Below are 18,542 nucleotides of genomic sequence, written 5' to 3' on the forward strand. Positions count from 1 at the left end.
TCCTTTAACATTGCCAAAGACACGCTTATGCAAAATAATACGCAAACGAATATCAATCAATCCATGACTGAGGCGGAGGTCAGAATATGCTGCACGCCAGGATCTACGTCCGTATGTTAAATCCGACTTATCCGTGCTATTGTTGTCATGGTTTTTGCTATTAAAACTGTTACTTAGGCGGCAACCGGTTCACTTGCGAATCGAGGATATCAGCCAGCATCTTGTTCTCCCAGAATGCATGACTTTTCTTCAAGATGCCAAACAGAATCCGGATCAATTTGTTGCATAGCGCAGTGAGCCTTGCCGTTACTTGTGATACGGTTCAGCGTATCATCTGCAACGGCAAATTTTAAGGCCACCCTTGACAGGATGACCTTTTCTTTGATCACGCGGAGGTCAGGAAAGAACTGCCACGCTGGATCGAAATACAACTCCAAAAATGACGGCACATAAAACAATTGAAATAGTGATCCACAAACTGACATAATTTTTTTTGGCGCCCGCTCCCAGCGCAATGCCGGCTGAAAGGTGGAATCCTAACAAAACACCTGCCAAGGAGACGCCTGGAACCCCGTACTTTTCAAAATATCGTCTTGCTTTTATTGCACGTTTACTTGGTTCTTTTTTTATTTTGTTCTTAACTATTTTGGCACGCAGCTTACTAATGATCCAGATAAATGCCATTACGGATACAAGGTTGCCGGCAATTGCCGATAAAATAACGGGGATCGCAGGAAACCCTAAAACGATTCCTAAAGGTATTGCACCGTGGGCTTCGAAAAACGGGATGATAGAAAGAATAAAGATGCTTGCGATTTGCAAATATACGTTACCTTCCAGTCCGGGTACAAAGCTTAAAAAATAATCGCGAATATGCTCCATAATAAATGTCCTCCTGGGAAGTTATTGGTTTAATAAAGGCTTTCCATCCTGGTCAACCAAAACGGTAAGTCCTGAACCGATATTAGGAAATACAGCCAATAAATAATGAACGGTGTTAGTCAAAATAAAACAGATCCTCAAACTTCACGTCAAGAGCGATGCAAAGAATCAATGCTAGCTTTGCTGTGGGATTGAATTGGCCGGTTTCAATAGAACTTATGGTATTTCTGGAAACCCCGACTAATTTTGCGAGCTGTGCCTGCGACAGATTTTTATCAGCCCTTACTATTTTCAAATGATTTCTCAGTATTAATTTATCTTCCACGGACTCACCATACAAGATCTTTCGTTAGTGTAATAATATGGGCAGTTGATAAAATCAACGTCGCAAGGGTAAACACAGTTGCCAAAATTATTTCTTTTCTGTATTTTAATCGGATGGCTTTAAAGATGAAGCTAGCAGCGAAAACAGACAAGATAATGGCATACAAGCCAAAATCGAAACCTTTACCAATCAGAGCTTCTGTTACAAAAAAGAAGGTGGCCAATAAAGTCGCCGTCTGCGAGCCGATATTTCCCGCTTGGACCTGGACTTCAATCTTATATAAATCTTGCTCTTTATTTTCTTTCCTGCTTCTGGACAGGATTTCTTCTCTGTTAATTCTGAATCCCTCCTCATTTTTTTGCCAAGTGTGCTTGGCATACTCTTATTGTAATGTTGCCAAGCAAACTTGTCAATGCTCTCAATGTAAGATGTAATATGCATAGAGCGTAATATGTATGTTCTCCCGGAATTTTGTCGATAGTTCTTTTGTCCTAAGAAAAGCTTGGAAAATAGAGATTTTTTAATGCAAACGGGTTAATTAGATAGTAGAATGGATGTACATAAATAATACGGACAAGCGGCTGTCAATTCGTTAATCATCCTGCATCCAGAGTCGAAAGGCTTCGAGTACATAACTTCTTCGCTTCTCAAGAGAGGCGAGAGTGAAAGGGAGCTTATCTATGGCCAAACATCCCCATGACGATCTGATGACGACATTGCAAGGCAACGCTGGCTTTTCTCCCCAAACCGTAGATTCAGCTCGGAAACGTATGGACTATACGGACTGGCTTGAATTCGTGGATATCACTTCCTATGATTATCCTTATATTACACCTCTGATCCTTGAGACCTATGAAGAATGGTCGAAGGAGTTGCCTTTGCTTCCGGGCACGGATGATGTTGTCTGGTTTATTGCGGATTACTCCGGCCAGCTGCTTCTTCACCAGGAGATGGTGGAGGGGAACCGGGTTGTACAGGATTGCGTGAATCACCGCGCAGCCGTATCTTCACTCTCCGAAGGCAGCCACTACCTTGCTGTCCCCTTGCTGTCCAGGCATACAGGGGAGTTGTTTGCCGTGCTGGGCTGCAGGATCGGCGGATTACCGCCTGAGGGCGAATCGTTTGCACTGTCATGGGCGGAGATGGCGGGAAGGTATTTTTTGTCGTGCTTCTACAAAGCCTTTGAAGCGTTGTTCGTCTCGGATGTACTGAATCTCCAGCACAAGTCCAGACAGGAGGAGCACCGGAGAACCATCCTGTTCCAGGTGGTTCAGAAGCTGCATGATCAAATAGATGTGGATGCTGTGCTTACCGAAGTGTTCGAGCGGATTTCGGGGATGTATCCGGGAGCCGAGGTTGAGCTTCTGATGTCCCAGGATTATCTTAGCCGGGACCCGCGGGTTAAATCCTTGCAGCTTCAGGGTGAAGACGACCACATGTGCGTCAGGGCATTTATGCAGGGGAAGATGCTTCAGCACGAGTGTTTGAACGAAATGCAGCAGCCGTGTCTGGAAGCTGCAGTTCCGCTGACCGGAAAACAAGGAGTATACGGCGTGTTTCACTTGGTGATTCCCCGGAGCGATATTGAGGAAGCGGATCTGCGCTTGATCGAAATGTTGGCGGACACGGCCGGTTCAGCCTTTGAAAATGCCAAGTTGTACGAGCAGTCCAATCTTCTGGTGAGTGAGTTTAGGCTGATAAATGAATTGACTAAGCGGTTAAATGAGAGCCTTCGTCTGAAGGAAGTATTCAAATTCGCCACTGAAGAACTTCTGTCTATTTTTCATGCGGAATACTGCTGCATCTGTCAGATTGATAAGGACAGCGAATTTTTTGAAGTGATGGCCTGCAATATTCCGGAGTTAGCCAAGGAGTATTTTCCTAAGGACTATGGATTCTCAGGCGTGGTCTATTCCACTCGGGAGCCGATGATATTATCAGATTACAAGGCCGATAACAGATTGCAGTCCAAGCTTATGGAGGAAACGGGTTCAAGATCATTGATGGTCACGCCGCTTATTGTAAGGGGAGAGGTGATCGGCACCATTATGCTTGCGCATCGGATGGAGCATTTCTTCTCCTACGAAAACTACCGGCTTCTGCAAGTGCTGTCCTCTCATATAGGCCTGTCGATTGCAAATGCTTCCCTGCATGCGGAAGTGCAGCGAATGGCTAACCAGGACATGCTGACTGAGCTGTACGCTAGGCGGTATCTGGATGATCGGGTTTCGGAGATGCTCAAGCTTCATGAAAAGGGATGTTTGATTATCGTTGATATCGATTCCTTTAAGCAGATTAATGATACTTATGGTCACCAGGTGGGAGATCGGATATTAAAGCAAGTATGTGCAATTATAAGAAGCGCGGTTCGGAAAAGCGATATTTCAGCCCGCTGGGGCGGAGAAGAACTGGCGATCTACTTGCCGGAGGCGGACATTCATATCGGGCATCAAATTGCGGAGACGGTGCGTTTGAGAGTCGCCTCCGAGACCCAGCCCAAGGTCACCGTATCCTGCGGAATTTCAGGATGGACACTTGAATCCGAAAAGGTCAGCGTGGAGTCCTTGTTCTATTTGGCCGATATGGCCTTGTACAAGGCTAAGAAGAGCGGGAGGAACCAGTCTCGCGTTGGATAAGTAAGCCATCGGTGCGGGAAGCCTGCAGGTTGAATTATGCAGGCTTCTTTTTTTGTATAGATTTTCATGCGAAGGACAGTCTAAGCCTAAATAAACACCGGAATAAGTAAGGCGAAGGCTCCAGCGTATGCTGTTGGAAGGAGGGTAAAGATCAGATGAGGAAATCTACAATATGCAGAGTGGCTTGTCTGTGCATGGTAATGCTTCTTTTAGCGTCTTGCGGCTGGCAGGAATCAAAAACGGCTGAGGAGTGGTTTGATTTTACCTGGTCAGGGCTGGCAGGGATTGATTCGCTGAAGTTTAAAGGTCAGGCGGCAGTGGCTAGGGGAGAGCGCTGGAATTTGGATGAGCAGTTGGGGTACAGCGGCGAACTGAAGGATCACCAGAAGCTAAGCATGCAGAGTACGCTTCCTTCAACGGACGGAGGCCAGAACAAGGGGCAGCAGATCGAGGCGGCCAGTACCCCGCAAGCTCAGATTCAGCTGGCCTGGAACGGAGAAACCTGGAAAGTAGCAGATAGCCAAGTATCCGCGCTCACGGCAGGGCTGTCCAGATTTAATCCGCTGGAACAGATCGAATCTATTCGCCGCGTTGCCAAGACCATTACCGAGGAGCATGCGGCGGCGAGAGGAACTCGGGTGTTGCGCATCCAGCTTGACCCGGAGGCTGCGAAGGAGACACTGAACAAGCAACTGATCAAGGAGATGGAAGCGGTACGTACCGGCTGGCAGAACAGACTGCAGGATCTCCCGGAGGGACAGCGCAGCGAGGTCGAGTCGGAACTGGAACGGGAATGGTCGAAGGGGAGGAAACATCTCGACAACATGCTTGCTGCTTGTCAGGCAGAGTCCGTCTATTATTTGACGATTAACCGCAACACAGGACTTCCACAGCGCATGACCTCAGAGACCAGGCTGCTCTATACGAATACCCGTGGAATTCAGGAACAGGAGGCATTGCTTACAGACAGTAAATTTGAATACGGTAAATAGGCTGTGCTGACTTCTGTTCTGTGCCGTGCTACAATGAAATAGATAAATTAACCATTGTTCAACTAATGTCGAACGATGTTCAGGCAGCGGGTTCGTTGCGAAAATAGCGAGAGCAAGTATTTGGAGGAGGCTTACTGTACATGAAAGATCCAAGAATTCAGAAATTAGCGGAGAACCTGGTCGGCTATTCAGTCAATGTTCAACCGGGAGAGAATGTGCTCGTAGAGATGATTGGCGACGAGCGCGACCTGCTTAAGGCAGTTGTCGAGGAAATCGGGAAGAAGGGCGGCAACGCCTTTGTGGAGCTTACAGACAAGGCCGTGCAAAGCTCGCAGCTGAAAAATGCAACCGAGGAAGGTATCAAAGCTTGGGCCGAGTATGATCTGGTCCGCATGAAGATGATGGATTGCTATATTGGCATTCGTGCAGGCTCTAATGTCAACGACATGTCTGACGTGCCAAAGGACAAGATGAAGCTGTATAACTCGCTGTACTCTCATCCGGTACATAGCGAGCAACGGGTAAAACGGACGAAGTGGGTTGTGCTTCGTTATCCGAATGCCAGCATGGCTCAGTTGGCGAATATGAGCACAGAAGCCTTTGAGGATTTTTATTTTGACGTCTGCAATTTGGATTATGCCAAGATGGACCGGGCTCAGGATGCATTATCTGAACTGATGAACCGGACCGACAAGGTACGCATCACAGGACCAGGCACAGACCTGTCCTTCTCCATCAAGGGCATCGAATCTGAAAAATGCTCCGGTCAGAAGAACATTCCTGACGGCGAGGTATACACCGCCCCTGTACGTGATTCCGTTAATGGTACGATTAGCTATAACACAGCAACGCTCTATAATGGAATTACCTTTGAAAATATCAAATTCCGCTTTGAGAACGGCAAAATTGTAGAAGCGACCGGCAGCGATACAACTCGTCTGAATGAAATTTTGGATTCGGATGAAGGAGCAAGATATATCGGGGAATTTGCAATTGGCTTTAACCCGTATATTCTGCATCCGATGAAGGACATTCTGTTTGACGAGAAAATTGCGGGAAGTCTGCACTTCACTCCAGGGCAGGCCTATGAGGGTGTAACGGATAACGGCAACCGCTCCTCCATCCATTGGGACCTGGTTCTGATTCAACGTCCGGATTACGGCGGCGGGGAAATTTACTTTGATGATGTGCTTATTCGCAAGGACGGAATTTTTGTCCTTCCTGAATTGGAAGGATTGAATCCGGAGAACCTGAAATAGGAGAATTCCCTTGCTTGGAAAGCGGATTCAATGTATCATTAAGTTATGTTTTTAATGTTGCTCACGGAGGGATTACGATGTCGAATAACAATCAGGCTGTAGTAGAAATTGCGCAAACCGCTGGTAAGTACACTTCTTCGATCGTGCTTCAAGCAGACAATAAGTATATCGACGTAAAGAGTATTCTTGGACTCTTCACTACTTTGGTTAATACGAAAAGCTATGAACTCCATGTTCACGGGCCAGACGCTGACGAAGCTAAGGCTGCCGTATCCGCTGTTTTTGCCAAACACGGTCTGGATGTAAAAGTTGTAGCCGAGTAAGAAGCACGAAACACCCTCGCTCATGGGCGGGGGTGTTTTTTTTCAGGCTTTATTCCGATGCTTCTTCTTGTATTGGTCTGCAATTTCGTCTAATATTAAGAATAGAATAGATTTGTGGTTTATGCGGAGGATATAGGGGGGGATATACATGACTTCATCTGATTTACAGGAGCAACTGAATCTCAGGGCATTACATCTTCTGAAGGAAGATGCCGATAAAATAGAAAAACTGATTGAAGTACAGATGGAGAATCTGGCTACTCGATATTGTCCTCTCTATGAGGAAGTATTGGATACTCAGATGTACGGCTTCTCCCGGCAAGTCGATTATGCTGTGCGTGTCGGGCTTGTACAGGAGGCCGTCGGCAAGCAAATCCTCAGCAAGCTGGAAAGAAACTTGGCAACGCTGTATGAGGCGCTGAATAATAAAGAATAATCATTCTAATTCAAGAACAAAGCGCACGATCTCAGAGATCGTGCGCTTCTTTTATTAGCCGTTCTTTTAGACGAGATAGAACGAGTATCCCAGTATGCAATAGACGGCAATGAGCAACAGTCCCTCATACCAGTTCGTCTGACCGTCCTGCGTGATGGACTTCGCGATAAATACGGAGACGCCGATCGCAGCAAGCTCCACAACAGTAAAGACGATATCCATCGGTCTGCCGAGCAAATGGCTGATGAAGATCATGACTGGAGCGACAAACAAGGCGATCTGCAGACTGCTTCCTACTGCAATCTCGACGGCGGCACCAATCTTGTTTTTCATCGCCAGCATGATTGCCGCGCTGTGCTCGGCAGCATTTCCGACGATCGCAACGACGAAGGCACCCACGAAAATCTCGCTAAGCCCGAACTTGGCGGTGAACGTATCCAGCGTATGAACCAGCCACTCACTGACAAAGGCCACCATGACGGTTGCAACAACCAAATAGATGATGGAGCGTTGCTTGGACCAGGCAGGAGCATGCTCGTGAGGCAGCTCTTCCTGCGAACTATCCGCAACATCGGCTAGAACATTTTTATGCGTGATCATCGAGAAGACGAGCCATAACAGATAGGCCGCAATCAGGATACCGGCTACAACAAGACTGACAGAGTTACGATCTTCCTCGTGAAGCACATGCGTATTAAGAAAGATTGCGGGCACAAATAGGGCGATGATGGCTACGATCATGAGCGAACCGTTCATTCCGGCCAGCGTAACATTATATTTCTGTACCTTATGCTTGAGCCCGCCCGCAAACAGACTTAGCCCAAGCACGAGCAGCAGGTTCCCGATAATCGAGCCGGTGATGCTGGCTTTAACCATATCGAAGAGTCCTTCACGGATCAGCAGCACGCCGATTATAAGCTCGGCTGCATTGCCGAAGGTTGCATTCAGGAAGCCGCCCAGACGCTGTCCTGCATAGTGGGCCACGCTTTCCGTCGCCTTGCCTAGAAAACCTGCCACGAAGATAACGGCAACCGCTGACACGATGAATTCAAGAGTTGCCGGAAAATGGGCGTAATGCCCGATGGCGCTGAGTAAAAAGAAGAATATCAGCAAGCCGGGAGATATGTACTTTTTCACGAATCCAACACCTCTGCCTCCATAAGAAATAGGAATCTAATTCAATATTCACCAATAACGTGAAGATTATAAACGATGGGTCGGATTTGGTCTATAATTTGCGAAAAAAGAAGTTAGGATTTACAATGAAATTAATGAGGTTAAAGGAGGAATGACCATGACCGAGCAATTACAATTAGATATGGGACATATTCGAATTTCAGATGACGTGGTTGCCAAGATCGCCGGAATGGCGGCCCTCGAAACGCCAGGCATTGCCGCCATGTCAGGAGGCTTGTCGGAAGGATGGGCCAAGCGTCTTAGCGGCAAGAATGTGCAAAAGGGCGTCACCGTAGAGGTCGGTCAATTGGAAGCCGCAATTGATCTCAGAATCATCGTGCTGTATGAAACCCCGATTCATGAAGTGTGCCGCATGCTTCAGCAAAACGTGCGAGAAGCGGTTGAAAATATGAGCGGACTGAAGATTGTAGAGGTCAATGTGAAGGTTGAGGGCGTGGCCTTCAAGGATGACGAAATTTAAAATTCAACAGTAACAAAAAGACTTCAGGAGAGCTGCATGCAGCGATCTCCGGAAGTCTTTTTTTGCGGTATGCCAATATGGCCCATTTAACTCAGATGATGGCGTCTTCGGCGGTCAGGCTCAAAGGGCATAGTTCCGGCCGTCTTGACGACGACGGATTTAGTGCGTTCCTGCTTGACAGGAATTGATGAATCCCTGGAAATGCTAAGCACGATTCCCATGGATACCATCATAACAAGCAGGGAAGAGCCCCCGTAGCTGATGAACGGCAGGGTTACGCCGGTGATCGGAATGGTTCTTGTCACGCCGCCAATATTAATGAATGCCTGAATGGCAATCAGGCCCATGACTCCGACACCCATCAGCGTACCATAGGTAGTGTGCGAGCGCAGGGATACCAGAATTCCTCGCCAGATAAAGTAGATATAGATCAACAGAAACAGAATGCTGCCGATAAATCCGAATTCTTCGCCGATGACGGAGAAAATAAAATCGTTGTAGGCATTCGGAAGATAGTGCAGCTTCTGGATACCTTGTCCAAAGCCGGTGCCGGTTAATCCACCGTGTCCGATAGCAGTCATGGACTGGATCAAGTTGTAGCCGGCATACTGAGGATCCTCCCAAGGGTCGATAAAGGCTTGAATCCGATTCAGCTTATAATCACTTTTGGCAGTTACTGTCTCACTGGGGTTGATCTTGTCCCATAGTGCGCTAGCGCCCATGACGATGCTGGCGCCAAGTATAAGCAAGCCGATTGAGCCCAAAATATGCTTCAGGTTTGCCCCGCCGGCAAAAATCAGGAGACCGGCTGTTGCAACCAGAATGAAGCACGAGCCAAGGTCAGGCTGCAGCATGATCAGGCCGGCGACAAAGCCGACGATCACCATGACCGGAATATAGCCGGTACGCAAATCCCGAAACCGTTCCCCTTTCTTGGAGATCAGGGCCGATAGATACATAATAGTCGTAATTTTCGCAAGCTCAGTAGGCTGAATGCCGAAGGTTCCGACCTTGAACCAACTGCTGGCACCGTTAATGCTGCCGGCAAAGGGGACGATCATCAAAAGAATAATCGCCAGAATAAACACCGGAACGAATAATTTCTTGAACTTCTCATAGGGGATGTTCATCGTAATTAACATTCCAAGCATTCCTGCGGCGCCAAAAGCGATCTGCCGCTTGGTAAAGTACATCGGATCATTATTAAAGGTCTGACTTACCTGTGCGATGCTGGAGCTGGAGCTGAACACCATGACGATCCCGAATCCAACGAGCAGCAAAGTCAAAATCAGCAGTTGAAAATCGGGAGCGCCGCGTCTCTCCTCTTCTTTGTTGTCTCTCATGATGGCTGGCTTACGCCTCCAATAGCTGCTTGAGCTCAGCGAGTCTCGCGCTTGCGGTCTTCATGACCTGAGCGGGAACCTCTGATTCATATTCAAGTCCGTGAGGGAAAGTGGCCCGCCCCATATAGACCGCTTCAATAGCCAGAACGGTATCCGGACGTTCCAGCTTACCCTCAATTGCGCGGGTATTAATCCGCAGGAAGTATTCATCTTGCTCAAACTCAATCTTATAGTCATATGTAGCACGGTAGTACTCCCACTGCCAACGGATAAAACCAACCTTCTCGGCGGATTCATCCAAATAGGCCAGATCGCTCTTAAGCCCGTCTAATCCCGAGTTTTCCACAATCATCTTCCTGAAGGCCCCCTTTAAAAGTTCGTAAAAAAGACACCAAAAGTTCTTCTCCCATGATATTATGTTTCCAACGCTTGTGCAAGCATGGGAAAGCCTTGCAGATCGTGAATTTTTCGCTATAGAACGAGTGTGGGAGCTTACAGGAAGGCCTGAAGTTTTTCTGCTACAATAAAGTACATACATATCAGTAAAGAGGAAGTGGACCGCATGGACAAGGAATCGCTCGTACAGTTATACCCTGTCATGGTAGAACACCGCCGCTATCTGCATCGTCATCCGGAGTTGTCCTTCAAGGAGAAGGAGACCTCGGGCTATGTTGCCGGTCATTTGCAGCGCATGGGTGTTGAGCTGGTTACCGGGATCGGGGGAAATGGAATCATCGGGAGGATTCAAGGCGGTAAACCCGGGAAGACTGTGGCTTTTCGCGCGGATATGGATGCCTTGCCGATTCAGGATGAGAAGCAGTGTGATTACGCTTCGCAGGTCCCCGGTGTCATGCATGCTTGCGGACATGATGGACACACCGCCACGCTGCTTGCCCTTGCGGAATACTATTCGTCACGGCGGAAAGAGGTTGAAGGAAATATCGTATTGATCTTTCAGCCTGCTGAAGAGGTATGTCCGGGGGGCGCCCTCTCCATGATTGCGGCAGGCGCCCTTGACGATGTTGACGTCATTTATGGAGTTCATCTGTGGACACCGATTCCAATCGGAACGGCAGGGAGTGCGCCGGGAGCGCTGATGGCCTCCAACGATGATTTTGTGATTGAGCTGCGAGGCAAAGGGGGGCATGGCGGAATGCCGCACATGGCGATTGACAGTGTTGTGGCTGCCTCTGCCCTGGTACTCCAACTGCAGTCCATTGTCAGCCGATCGGTCGATCCGCTTCAGCCCGCAGTGTTGACCATTGGTTCGATTCAGGGAGGCATGGCCCAGAATGTGATTGCAGACCGTTGCCGGCTCTCGGGTACGGTTCGCTGCTTCAACGAGGAGACGCGGGACATGATCGCCCGTCTGGTTCGCCAGGTGGCCGAGGGGACTGCCGCAGCTTACGGAGCTGAAGCAGAGATTACGTATATCACCGGTTATCCAAGCCTGATCAACCATCAGCAGGAGTACGAACGCTTTTATTCCATTGCCGGACCGGAAGCAGGCTTGGAGCCTACGCTGGCTGCGCCTATTATGCCAGCCGAGGATTTTGCTTATTATTTGAAGAAAGTACCGGGATGCTTTGTGCTGGTTGGGGCGGGCAATCCGGAGAAGGGAATCATCTATCCCCATCATCACCCGAAATTCGATATCGATGAAGAGAGCATGCTGCATGCCGCAACCCTGCTGGTTGCCATGAGAGAGGCGTATTGTCTGGAAAGTAAAGCTTAAAGTGCGCATAAATTTCCTGCTTTGCCGGAATGATATAGCTCAAGGAGAGAAGTTCGCGGTTTACAGCCGGCGGGCTTCTTTTTTTCAAACCGGCTATACGCCCGAACCGTAAGGAGGTAGTCTGCCCCGTGAACCAGAATGGTGCCTGTATCGTGCAGCGGGATTTCACTATATTGCTGGAGACGAATCATCCGGGATATGAGTATGCGCGGGATTGTCTGGGAAGATTTGCGGAGCTGGTCAAGAGCCCGTCGAGCTTCCATACGTACCGCATTACCCCCTTGTCGCTCTGGAACGCCGCTGCGGGAGGCAGCTGTCCCGAGGATGTTTTAGAAATGCTTAGCAGTGTGTCTCGTTGGGAGCTGCCTCAAGGCTTTGAGCTTGAGATCAGAGAGCGCATGTCCAGATATGGACTGCTCAGACTGAGCGGACTTCCGGAAGAGCATGACAGGCTCCTTCTCAGCAGCAGCTCTACGCTGCCGGGACTTCTCCTCAAGCTGCTAGGCGACAAGAAGAAGGATTTCCAACTGCATTTTACAGAGGATGGGTCCGACTCCTTAACGTTCCCGGCGAAATGGCGGGGGGCTATGAAGCAGGAGCTTATCCGCATGGGATATCCTGTCCTGGATCAAGCGGGATATCATACGGGTCAAGCCTTGCCGCTTCAGCTTGCATCCCCCTCTGAAGCCGGCGGATTTATGCTGCGCCCTTATCAACAAGACGCGGTGGAGGCTTTTGCGGGATCCGAGGAACAAGGCGGGAGCGGGGTCATCGTTCTTCCTTGTGGGGCAGGAAAAACAATCGTTGGACTGGCGGCCATGGAGAGACTGCAATGCGAGACGCTGATTTTAACATCCAATGTCACATCTGTCCGGCAATGGATACACGAGATCGAAGCAAAGACGACATTGCCCCGAGAGTCAGTCGGGGAGTATACCGGTCTCCACAAGCAGATCACTCCCGTTACCGTGTCCACTTATCAAATTTTGACGCACCGGGATCGGGCCAGCAATGAGTTCAAGCATATGCGATTGTTTGGAGAGCGGGATTGGGGCCTGATTATTTATGATGAGGTTCATCTTTTGCCGGCTCCCGTATTTCGTGCCACGGCGGAGCTACAAGCAACCAGAAGACTTGGATTGACCGCAACACTTGTCCGTGAGGATGGCTGCGAGCAGGATGTATTCTCGCTGATAGGACCCAAACGGTATGATCTGCCCTGGAAGGCACTGGAGGAGCAAGGATTTATTGCAGAGGTCGAATGCAGCGAGGTTCGCATACCGCTCCCGGATCCGCTTAAGGAGTCTTACCAGAAGTCGACGAGCCGGGAAAAGCACCGGATAGCAGCTGAGAATCCAAGAAAGCTGGAAGTCATCCGGAGGCTGCTGCTGCGCCATGAGGGCTGCGGAATATTAATTATCGGACAATATTTGGAGCAGCTGCGTCTGATTGCCGAAGAGCTGGAAGTTCCTTTAATCACCGGAAATACGCCTCAGGAAGAGCGGGTTCAGCTTTTTAGCCAGTTCAGAGAGGGTGGGATACCGGTGCTTGTCGTATCGAAGGTCGCCAATTTTGCCGTTGATCTTCCCGATGCCTCGGTTGCGATCCAGATATCAGGGAGCTTTGGGTCCCGTCAGGAGGAGGCTCAGCGCCTCGGGCGTATTCTTCGTCCCAAGACGGACGGGCGAACGGCGCATTTTTATACCATTGTCTCGGAAGGGACGAGAGAGCAGGATTTTGCCCGGAAACGGCAGTTATTTCTTATCGAGCAGGGATATCAGTACGGAATTGTTCTGGAACAGGAGGGGACAGGGGCATGATGGAGTGTCTGTACCGCCGTTTCGCAGGACTTCCGTTCACGCTTGATCATGTGAATGGAGCGGCAGCGGGCGGCGTGAGCGGGGCTGAACTGCGTGCATCGATTCCGGGTATGCTCCGAAGCGGACGGCTTATCGCAATGAAGAGGAGCCGGGATGAAAAAATGTATTGTATCCCCCGCTCCGTCATTCCGGTAATTTGGGAAGGACTAAAGCCTGCAGCACCGGAAGCTATGGACGGATCAATGGCAAAAAGGGTCAGAGAACCTGGAAATGGGCTGGCTGCCGATCTGTTCCGTACGCTGTCGTGGATAGGGCAGCAGGGTTTTCTTCGGTTTACTTCCAAAGGAAAGATTCATCGCAGAACCATCGATAAGCTTAATGAAATCATAAGTCTGCGCGAGGAAGATTTGTCGGCCCTGGGGCTGCAGTATTCTCGCCAAGACTGGTGTCCGTTAGGGCTTGCAGTTGTCTTGGACATGCTGCTGTCCCTTGGCCTGTTGTCTCAAGACCAAGACGGCTCCTGTCTTTCGGTTGTACCGGAGCAGCTGGCTATCTGGCTTGCCCTGAATACATCAGAATGGGATGCAATTCTTCTTCAGGAGCTGCTGGATCGCTATCTTCCAGACCAGCCCGGAATATGGCATATCGCTTATCGGCTGGTACAGCCTGATCTGGACATGGGGCATTGGTATTCAGCCGATGGCCTGCTCCGATCGATGATCGAGAGCGGCCTGCTCCCGGGGATTACCGACCGGGAGCAGAGCTGGCTTCATGGCTGGCTCTACGCCTTGAGTGCATTTGGTTGGCTGGAGCTTGGGAGGAATCCTGAGGAGGATTTAATATTTCGCTGGCACAGCAAACCAAAGCTAAAGGGTGAATTCCTTGCAGTAGGGCAACAACTCAGCGCTCCTGCCGGAGAGACGGGAGGAAGCTGCTTTGTTCAGCCTGATTTCGAGATTCTGGTTCCTCCCGACGTCTCGTTTCACATTCGCTGGGAGCTGGAGTGCTGCTGCGAATGCCTGGTTAATGACAAAATGACAGTATACAGGCTGACCCGAGACCGGGCGGCCTATGCTTATCAACGGGGGCGTACGCCGCTTGATCTGCTGGGGCTTTTGACGGCCTGCTCCCATGGTGTCCCTGGTAACATTACGCAGGTGCTTACGGATTGGGAACGTGAACTTCGAGGCACTGAGCAGCAACAGCCCACAGATCAGGCGGGGCTGTCATTGGCCATGAAAGAGCGAAAGCAACCCGTACTGCCGTACCCGCGGATTAATTCGAGTATGCATGGTGGGGGCATCTTTGTAACGAGGCACGATCAGGCATGGGTTCATCAAGGCTTCAGGCCTTATCTTTATGAACCTGTCACCGAGATCCCGGAGACGGAGGAGCTATTTCCGGGAAGAAGCCGTGTTCCTTCCATGTGGATTAGAGAGCGGAGGCATTATCATGACTCGACGGCCCGCAGTCTGATGGATCAAGCCATGCAGTGGCGGACCGGGGTCGAAATGAATTTGAAAAGCGGAGAATATGCCATATTCCTCCCTGTTCAAATTTCCGGAGATCCTAGCTGGACGGTTCAAGGGAACCTTGTAAGGGGAGATTCTCAAGAGCGGCATGTCGAGGAGAGCATCCTGCTTAGACCTGATCAATGGGAGGAGATCGGCTTGCTTCTGCCGCTGATCAATTAGTCATGTTCGGCGGGAAGAGTACGGGAGCTTGCTGCCTTCTTCCGCACATAGACAGAGTATGGTATGATGATGAAGTCTGCATCATTGCAGATGGTGATAACCATTTTACAAGAATCGAGATGAAATTCATGAGCGTAACGGAATCCCACACGGTCGATATGGCCGAACTGTTGATTAACGCCTATGAATTAGGCGATATGATAAACAATTCCACCGCCGTCTCCGATTATTTATATTGGAAGCAACGGGTGGAAGCAGACAAGGATATTCAGGCCCTGATCCGGAAGCTGGATGCCCAGAAGGTATTGTTTGAAGAGACGCAGCGTTTCGGCCATTTTCATCCTAACTACCATGAAGCCAAGGATAAGGTGACAGAGGTGGAAGTGGAGCTGGAACAATTCGAAGCGGTGAGAAGATTCAAAGCAGCGGAGAAGGAACTGGATGATATATTGCACCAGATGTCGGAGACGATTGCCTATGCTGTCTCCGAGAGCATCAAGGTGCCGAGCAATGATCCTAATGTGAAGACGGGCGGCTGTGGAGGCGGCGGAAGCTGCGGATGCGGCTAAAACCGTCATAGAACTTCCGTGGATTGGAGAGGGGGACAGCATGTTTCCAGAACGTACAGGTTATATCATTTGGGTAAGTGATTTGAAAGCAGCAAGAAATTTGGATAAATACGGGAGCGTGCATTATTTATCCCGCCGAATGCATTATGTTGTGATGTATGTGAATGCGGATCGTGCCGAGGAGACAATGAAGAATGTGCGCAAGCTTCCGTATGTCCGTAAAATTGAGCGCTCCTATCGGAATGAGATTAAGACGGAATATTCCAAGGATGTTCAGGATAAAACCCAGTATTACGGGTTGTGATGAGTTATACAGCTTCATAAAGCACTTTGATGCAAAGCGGCCCTACAGGCCGCTTTTTTCTATATGTTTTTATAGGTTTGCACAAAAAATTGCATGAAGTCTTGTCGAAAGATAGCCAGTGCTGTAATATAATAGGTAATTATACTTAGTCTTTAAGACCTAACATTGCGAGGTGCGGCATGAGGGAAAAGGGCACGGCACTAAAGAGCGGCGCTATACATATTCCATTGGGTGACAAGCGGGTGGCAGACATTGTCATTACACATCATGCCGGAAGACGTTATGCGGATCGAATCGGTCAGGGTGACAGCGAGGTTTATGAGATTGCTAAATGGGCATGGACCTGGTTAAGGGAAGGCAGAATCACCCCTTATTACCGAAATGAGCAGGATGTATATCTTGTCGATGATGATCTGGTGATGGTGGCTGAATTTGCGGATTTGCCGGATCAATTTGATGAGGGAGGACGTCCGCTTCACCGGATGATTGTCGTCACCTTTTTGGGGCGAATGTCGGAGACGATCGAGCTGCGTGATCTGAAATCCTATTATTCCTGGCTCCGCCATTCCAGACGAATGACTTTGATGAAGAATACGCGCAAGCGGAGATAGAACCTTAATGAATGAGCGTGCCGGCAGGCGCGCTTTTTTTGTGCTTATACCGTTTGTGGTTTCAGGGATGGAAATGATATTGTATAGGCAGTAAAGGAGAGATCGGTGACATGCCTCTAAATTATCATCAACTGCATATTTTCTATCTGGTGGCCGAACAGGGAAGCTTCTCCGCGGCCGCCCAGGCGCTGCATATGACTCAGCCGGCGGTGACAATGCAGATTCAGTCGCTTGAGGATTATTTCGGAAGCAAGCTGCTGATCAGATCGACCAAAAAGCTGGAGCTGACCGAAGCAGGCAGAGCGCTGCTGCCTTATGCTAAGGATGCCATCGGGCTGATGCGCAGCACAGAGGAAGCGATGGCGGCCTTTGCCACCAAGCTTCAGGGCAGACTGCAGCTGGGAGCGAGCCTGACAATCGGAGAGTATGTGCTGCCCCGGCTGCTCGGTCCCTTCGGAAAGCAGTACCCGGATATTTCAATTGCATTAAAAGTCATGAATACGGCGCAAATTATGGACGAGATTGCAGGACATCAGTTGAATTTCGGACTAGTGGAGGCACCGGTCCATCATCCGGATATGATATCCGAGCCGGTTATGGCGGATGAATTGAAGCTGATCGTTCCTTCGGGCCATCCGTTAGCATCTCGAGAGCGAATTACCTTGGATGAGGTCGTGACTTACCCATTTGTCCTGCGGGAAAAGGGATCAGGCACACGTCAAGTGATGGAGACCGAACTGATTAGGCTCGGGTTTCAGCCTGAACGGCTGGATGCGACGATGGAGCTGGGCAGTACGGGGGCTGTAAAATCTGCGGTAGAGGCGGGGCTAGGCATCACCATCATCTCGCCCTCCTCGGTTAAGCATGAACGCGAGCTGGGGCTTGTTGAGGTGCTTGATATCGAAGACGCACGCTTCAAACGGCAATTTTACTCCGTTCACTTGAAGTCCATGCTTCTGCCGGGCTCGGCGGTTACCTTCTTGAATTATTTGCGCGAACAAACATTGACTGTATAGACTGGCTATTGCCGAACACACAGTAGCTGCATGTAAAGGAGTAGAAATGATGGGGACAGAGACAAAGCGATATGATATGCACACCCATACTCGTGCATCGGACGGAATGAATTCGCCTTCGGAGCAGGTTCGCTTGGCTGGAGAACGAGGCTTGGCGGGCGTTGCAATTACAGATCATGATACTGTGGCCGGAGTGAAGGAGGCGCTTAGGGAAGGAAGCCGACTTGGCATTACTATCATTCCCGGCGTTGAGATCAGTACCCGTGCTGAAGAGAAGGACATTCATATTCTGGGGTATTACCCGGATATCGATAATGAACAGCTGCAGCAGCGTCTGACTGGGCTGCGCGCAACCCGCGATTCACGTAATGAGCTGATGATTGCCAGGCTGCAGGAGCTCGGCCTTGAGATTACTCTCGACGAGGTTATTGCTGCTATGGGCAGACCGCTGCGAAGCGATGAGAGTCTTGGAAGACCGCATATTGCCGACGCGCTCGTCCATAAGGGTTATGCAAGAGATCTTAGGGACGCCTTTGACCATTATCTGGCGGAAGGCAAGCCAGGGTATGTTTCTTTACCGCGTATAGCACCGCTTGAGGCGATTGACTGGATCCGGGAGGCAGGCGGGGTGGCTGTTATCGCTCATCCGGGATTATATGGCGATGACCGGCTGGTGGAAGAGATCATTCTGCAAGGACGGCCCGATGGGATTGAAGTATATCATTCCGATCATGGCCCGGACGAAGAGGAACGTTACATGGCATTGGCAATAAGACACGGCCTGATTCCAACGGGCGGCTCCGACTACCACGGGATCCGGCAGGGCGAGGTGTTTCACGGAGAGCTGGGCAGCAAATATGTAACGGCTGATATTGTCCAAAACATACAGAAAAAAGCCGCTTCCCGTTCTTAAGGGGGAGGCGGCTGGAACTGCACGGCG

The 18,542-nt window shown here is 49.8% G+C and carries 22 protein-coding genes; 14 read left to right on the top strand and 8 right to left on the bottom strand.

The genetic code is table 11. From position 1 onward, the window contains the following. Window positions 1–209 precede the first annotated feature (209 nt). The 5 genes from KQJ23_RS13600 to KQJ23_RS24195 are packed head-to-tail and all read right to left on the bottom strand — an operon-like array spanning window position 210 to window position 1,544. Window positions 210–389: a hypothetical protein gene (locus tag KQJ23_RS13600; protein ID WP_216479433.1), complete on the bottom strand. Its 180-nt coding sequence runs from the start codon at window positions 387–389 to the stop codon at window positions 210–212. A 7-nt stretch (window positions 390–396) separates the two neighbouring features. Continuing rightward, entirely contained in the window at window positions 397–882 is a 486-nt protein-coding gene (locus KQJ23_RS13605; RefSeq protein ID WP_249529757.1) for a small multi-drug export protein, read from the bottom strand. Window positions 883–903: 21 nt separating this feature from the next. Next, window positions 904–1,023, bottom strand: a complete 120-nt coding sequence (locus KQJ23_RS23775; protein ID WP_346779401.1) for a DUF6440 family protein — start codon at window positions 1,021–1,023, stop codon at window positions 904–906. Further along, entirely contained in the window at window positions 998–1,207 is a 210-nt protein-coding gene (locus tag KQJ23_RS13610; protein ID WP_216479434.1) for a helix-turn-helix transcriptional regulator, read from the bottom strand. Before KQJ23_RS13610 ends, KQJ23_RS23775 begins: the two co-directional genes overlap by 26 nt. Window positions 1,208–1,211: 4 nt before the next feature. After that, the gene (locus KQJ23_RS24195; protein ID WP_430522302.1) at window positions 1,212–1,544 is read right to left on the bottom strand and encodes a DUF6442 family protein; all 333 of its coding nucleotides are present in this window, start codon (window positions 1,542–1,544) and stop codon (window positions 1,212–1,214) included. 343 nt (window positions 1,545–1,887) lie between these two features. On the opposite strand from KQJ23_RS24195, the gene KQJ23_RS13615 reads away from it, so the two are divergent. The 5 genes from KQJ23_RS13615 (at window position 1,888) to KQJ23_RS13635 (ending at window position 6,853) form a co-directional block, all read left to right on the top strand. Continuing rightward, window positions 1,888–3,843: a sensor domain-containing diguanylate cyclase gene (locus KQJ23_RS13615; RefSeq protein ID WP_249529759.1), complete on the top strand. Its 1,956-nt coding sequence runs from the start codon at window positions 1,888–1,890 to the stop codon at window positions 3,841–3,843. A 200-nt stretch (window positions 3,844–4,043) separates the two neighbouring features. Beyond that, entirely contained in the window at window positions 4,044–4,835 is a 792-nt protein-coding gene (locus tag KQJ23_RS13620; RefSeq protein WP_216479435.1) for a hypothetical protein, read from the top strand. Window positions 4,836–4,975: 140 nt separating this feature from the next. Beyond that, window positions 4,976–6,094 (top strand): aminopeptidase, encoded by a 1,119-nt coding sequence (locus KQJ23_RS13625; RefSeq protein ID WP_216479436.1) that lies wholly within the window; start codon window positions 4,976–4,978, stop codon window positions 6,092–6,094. Window positions 6,095–6,171: 77 nt separating this feature from the next. Then, window positions 6,172–6,417, top strand: coding sequence for an HPr family phosphocarrier protein (locus tag KQJ23_RS13630; protein WP_044480002.1), 246 nt, complete (start codon window positions 6,172–6,174; stop codon window positions 6,415–6,417). 148 nt (window positions 6,418–6,565) lie between these two features. Then, complete coding sequence (locus KQJ23_RS13635) at window positions 6,566–6,853, top strand: Fpa/YlaN family protein (protein WP_044479198.1); 288 nt, start codon at window positions 6,566–6,568, stop codon at window positions 6,851–6,853. Between the two features lie 66 nt (window positions 6,854–6,919). Here KQJ23_RS13635 and cax read toward each other — a convergent pair whose 3' ends face one another. Then, on the bottom strand, window positions 6,920–7,990 hold the full coding sequence (gene cax / locus KQJ23_RS13640) for a calcium/proton exchanger (protein WP_216479437.1): 1,071 nt from the start codon (window positions 7,988–7,990) through the stop codon (window positions 6,920–6,922). Between the two features lie 157 nt (window positions 7,991–8,147). Here cax and KQJ23_RS13645 point away from each other — a divergent pair, with 157 nt between their 5' ends. After that, window positions 8,148–8,510, top strand: coding sequence for an Asp23/Gls24 family envelope stress response protein (locus KQJ23_RS13645; protein ID WP_216479438.1), 363 nt, complete (start codon window positions 8,148–8,150; stop codon window positions 8,508–8,510). Window positions 8,511–8,596: 86 nt separating this feature from the next. Here KQJ23_RS13645 and ftsW read toward each other — a convergent pair whose 3' ends face one another. Beyond that, the gene (gene ftsW, locus KQJ23_RS13650) at window positions 8,597–9,853 is read right to left on the bottom strand and encodes a putative lipid II flippase FtsW (protein ID WP_216479439.1); all 1,257 of its coding nucleotides are present in this window, start codon (window positions 9,851–9,853) and stop codon (window positions 8,597–8,599) included. Between the two features lie 10 nt (window positions 9,854–9,863). Continuing rightward, window positions 9,864–10,205 (bottom strand): YugN family protein, encoded by a 342-nt coding sequence (locus KQJ23_RS13655; RefSeq protein WP_044479194.1) that lies wholly within the window; start codon window positions 10,203–10,205, stop codon window positions 9,864–9,866. Between the two features lie 210 nt (window positions 10,206–10,415). Here KQJ23_RS13655 and KQJ23_RS13660 point away from each other — a divergent pair, with 210 nt between their 5' ends. The 8 genes from KQJ23_RS13660 (at window position 10,416) to KQJ23_RS13695 (ending at window position 18,515) form a co-directional block, all read left to right on the top strand. Then, the gene (locus tag KQJ23_RS13660; RefSeq protein ID WP_216479440.1) at window positions 10,416–11,588 is read left to right on the top strand and encodes an amidohydrolase; all 1,173 of its coding nucleotides are present in this window, start codon (window positions 10,416–10,418) and stop codon (window positions 11,586–11,588) included. A 128-nt stretch (window positions 11,589–11,716) separates the two neighbouring features. After that, window positions 11,717–13,408, top strand: a complete 1,692-nt coding sequence (locus KQJ23_RS13665) for a DNA repair helicase XPB (RefSeq protein WP_216479441.1) — start codon at window positions 11,717–11,719, stop codon at window positions 13,406–13,408. Further along, window positions 13,405–15,102 carry a hypothetical protein gene (locus tag KQJ23_RS13670; RefSeq protein ID WP_216479442.1) on the top strand — a complete coding sequence of 566 codons (1,698 nt, stop codon included), beginning with the start codon at window positions 13,405–13,407 and terminating at the stop codon, window positions 15,100–15,102. The genes KQJ23_RS13665 and KQJ23_RS13670 overlap by 4 nt, the downstream gene beginning before the upstream one ends. 128 nt (window positions 15,103–15,230) lie before the next feature. Next, a complete protein-coding gene (locus KQJ23_RS13675) occupies window positions 15,231–15,671 on the top strand; it encodes a YlbF/YmcA family competence regulator (RefSeq protein ID WP_216479535.1) in 441 nt (146 codons plus the stop codon). Between the two features lie 40 nt (window positions 15,672–15,711). After that, window positions 15,712–15,975, top strand: coding sequence for a YlbG family protein (locus tag KQJ23_RS13680; protein ID WP_044479191.1), 264 nt, complete (start codon window positions 15,712–15,714; stop codon window positions 15,973–15,975). A 179-nt stretch (window positions 15,976–16,154) separates the two neighbouring features. Continuing rightward, entirely contained in the window at window positions 16,155–16,586 is a 432-nt protein-coding gene (locus KQJ23_RS13685) for a hypothetical protein (protein ID WP_216479443.1), read from the top strand. Between the two features lie 110 nt (window positions 16,587–16,696). Further along, complete coding sequence (locus KQJ23_RS13690; RefSeq protein ID WP_216479444.1) at window positions 16,697–17,602, top strand: selenium metabolism-associated LysR family transcriptional regulator; 906 nt, start codon at window positions 16,697–16,699, stop codon at window positions 17,600–17,602. 49 nt (window positions 17,603–17,651) lie between these two features. Further along, window positions 17,652–18,515, top strand: coding sequence for a PHP domain-containing protein (locus KQJ23_RS13695; RefSeq protein ID WP_216479445.1), 864 nt, complete (start codon window positions 17,652–17,654; stop codon window positions 18,513–18,515). The last annotated feature ends 27 nt before the right edge of the window (window positions 18,516–18,542 follow it).

It is taken from the genome of Paenibacillus brevis, from assembly GCF_018919145.1.
GTDB classification, from domain to species: domain Bacteria; phylum Bacillota; class Bacilli; order Paenibacillales; family Paenibacillaceae; genus Fontibacillus; species Fontibacillus brevis.

Excerpts from the sequence above, each read along its gene's own strand:
- ftsW (WP_216479439.1), bottom strand. The coding sequence starts at position 9,853 with ATGAGAGACAACAAAGAAGAGGAGAGACGCGGCGCTCCCGATTTTCAA.
- KQJ23_RS13625 (WP_216479436.1), top strand. The coding sequence starts at position 4,976 with ATGAAAGATCCAAGAATTCAGAAATTAGCGGAGAACCTGGTCGGCTAT.
- KQJ23_RS13645 (WP_216479438.1), top strand. The coding sequence starts at position 8,148 with ATGACCGAGCAATTACAATTAGATATGGGACATATTCGAATTTCAGAT.
- KQJ23_RS13680 (WP_044479191.1), top strand. The coding sequence starts at position 15,712 with ATGTTTCCAGAACGTACAGGTTATATCATTTGGGTAAGTGATTTGAAA.
- KQJ23_RS13635 (WP_044479198.1), top strand. The coding sequence starts at position 6,566 with ATGACTTCATCTGATTTACAGGAGCAACTGAATCTCAGGGCATTACAT.
- KQJ23_RS13695 (WP_216479445.1), top strand. The coding sequence starts at position 17,652 with ATGGGGACAGAGACAAAGCGATATGATATGCACACCCATACTCGTGCA.
- KQJ23_RS13620 (WP_216479435.1), top strand. The coding sequence starts at position 4,044 with ATGCTTCTTTTAGCGTCTTGCGGCTGGCAGGAATCAAAAACGGCTGAG.
- KQJ23_RS13660 (WP_216479440.1), top strand. The coding sequence starts at position 10,416 with ATGGACAAGGAATCGCTCGTACAGTTATACCCTGTCATGGTAGAACAC.
- KQJ23_RS13605 (WP_249529757.1), bottom strand. The coding sequence starts at position 882 with ATGGAGCATATTCGCGATTATTTTTTAAGCTTTGTACCCGGACTGGAA.
- KQJ23_RS13670 (WP_216479442.1), top strand. The coding sequence starts at position 13,405 with ATGATGGAGTGTCTGTACCGCCGTTTCGCAGGACTTCCGTTCACGCTT.
- KQJ23_RS13685 (WP_216479443.1), top strand. The coding sequence starts at position 16,155 with ATGAGGGAAAAGGGCACGGCACTAAAGAGCGGCGCTATACATATTCCA.
- KQJ23_RS13675 (WP_216479535.1), top strand. The coding sequence starts at position 15,231 with ATGAGCGTAACGGAATCCCACACGGTCGATATGGCCGAACTGTTGATT.
- KQJ23_RS13690 (WP_216479444.1), top strand. The coding sequence starts at position 16,697 with ATGCCTCTAAATTATCATCAACTGCATATTTTCTATCTGGTGGCCGAA.
- KQJ23_RS13615 (WP_249529759.1), top strand. The coding sequence starts at position 1,888 with ATGGCCAAACATCCCCATGACGATCTGATGACGACATTGCAAGGCAAC.
- KQJ23_RS13655 (WP_044479194.1), bottom strand. The coding sequence starts at position 10,205 with ATGATTGTGGAAAACTCGGGATTAGACGGGCTTAAGAGCGATCTGGCC.
- KQJ23_RS13630 (WP_044480002.1), top strand. The coding sequence starts at position 6,172 with ATGTCGAATAACAATCAGGCTGTAGTAGAAATTGCGCAAACCGCTGGT.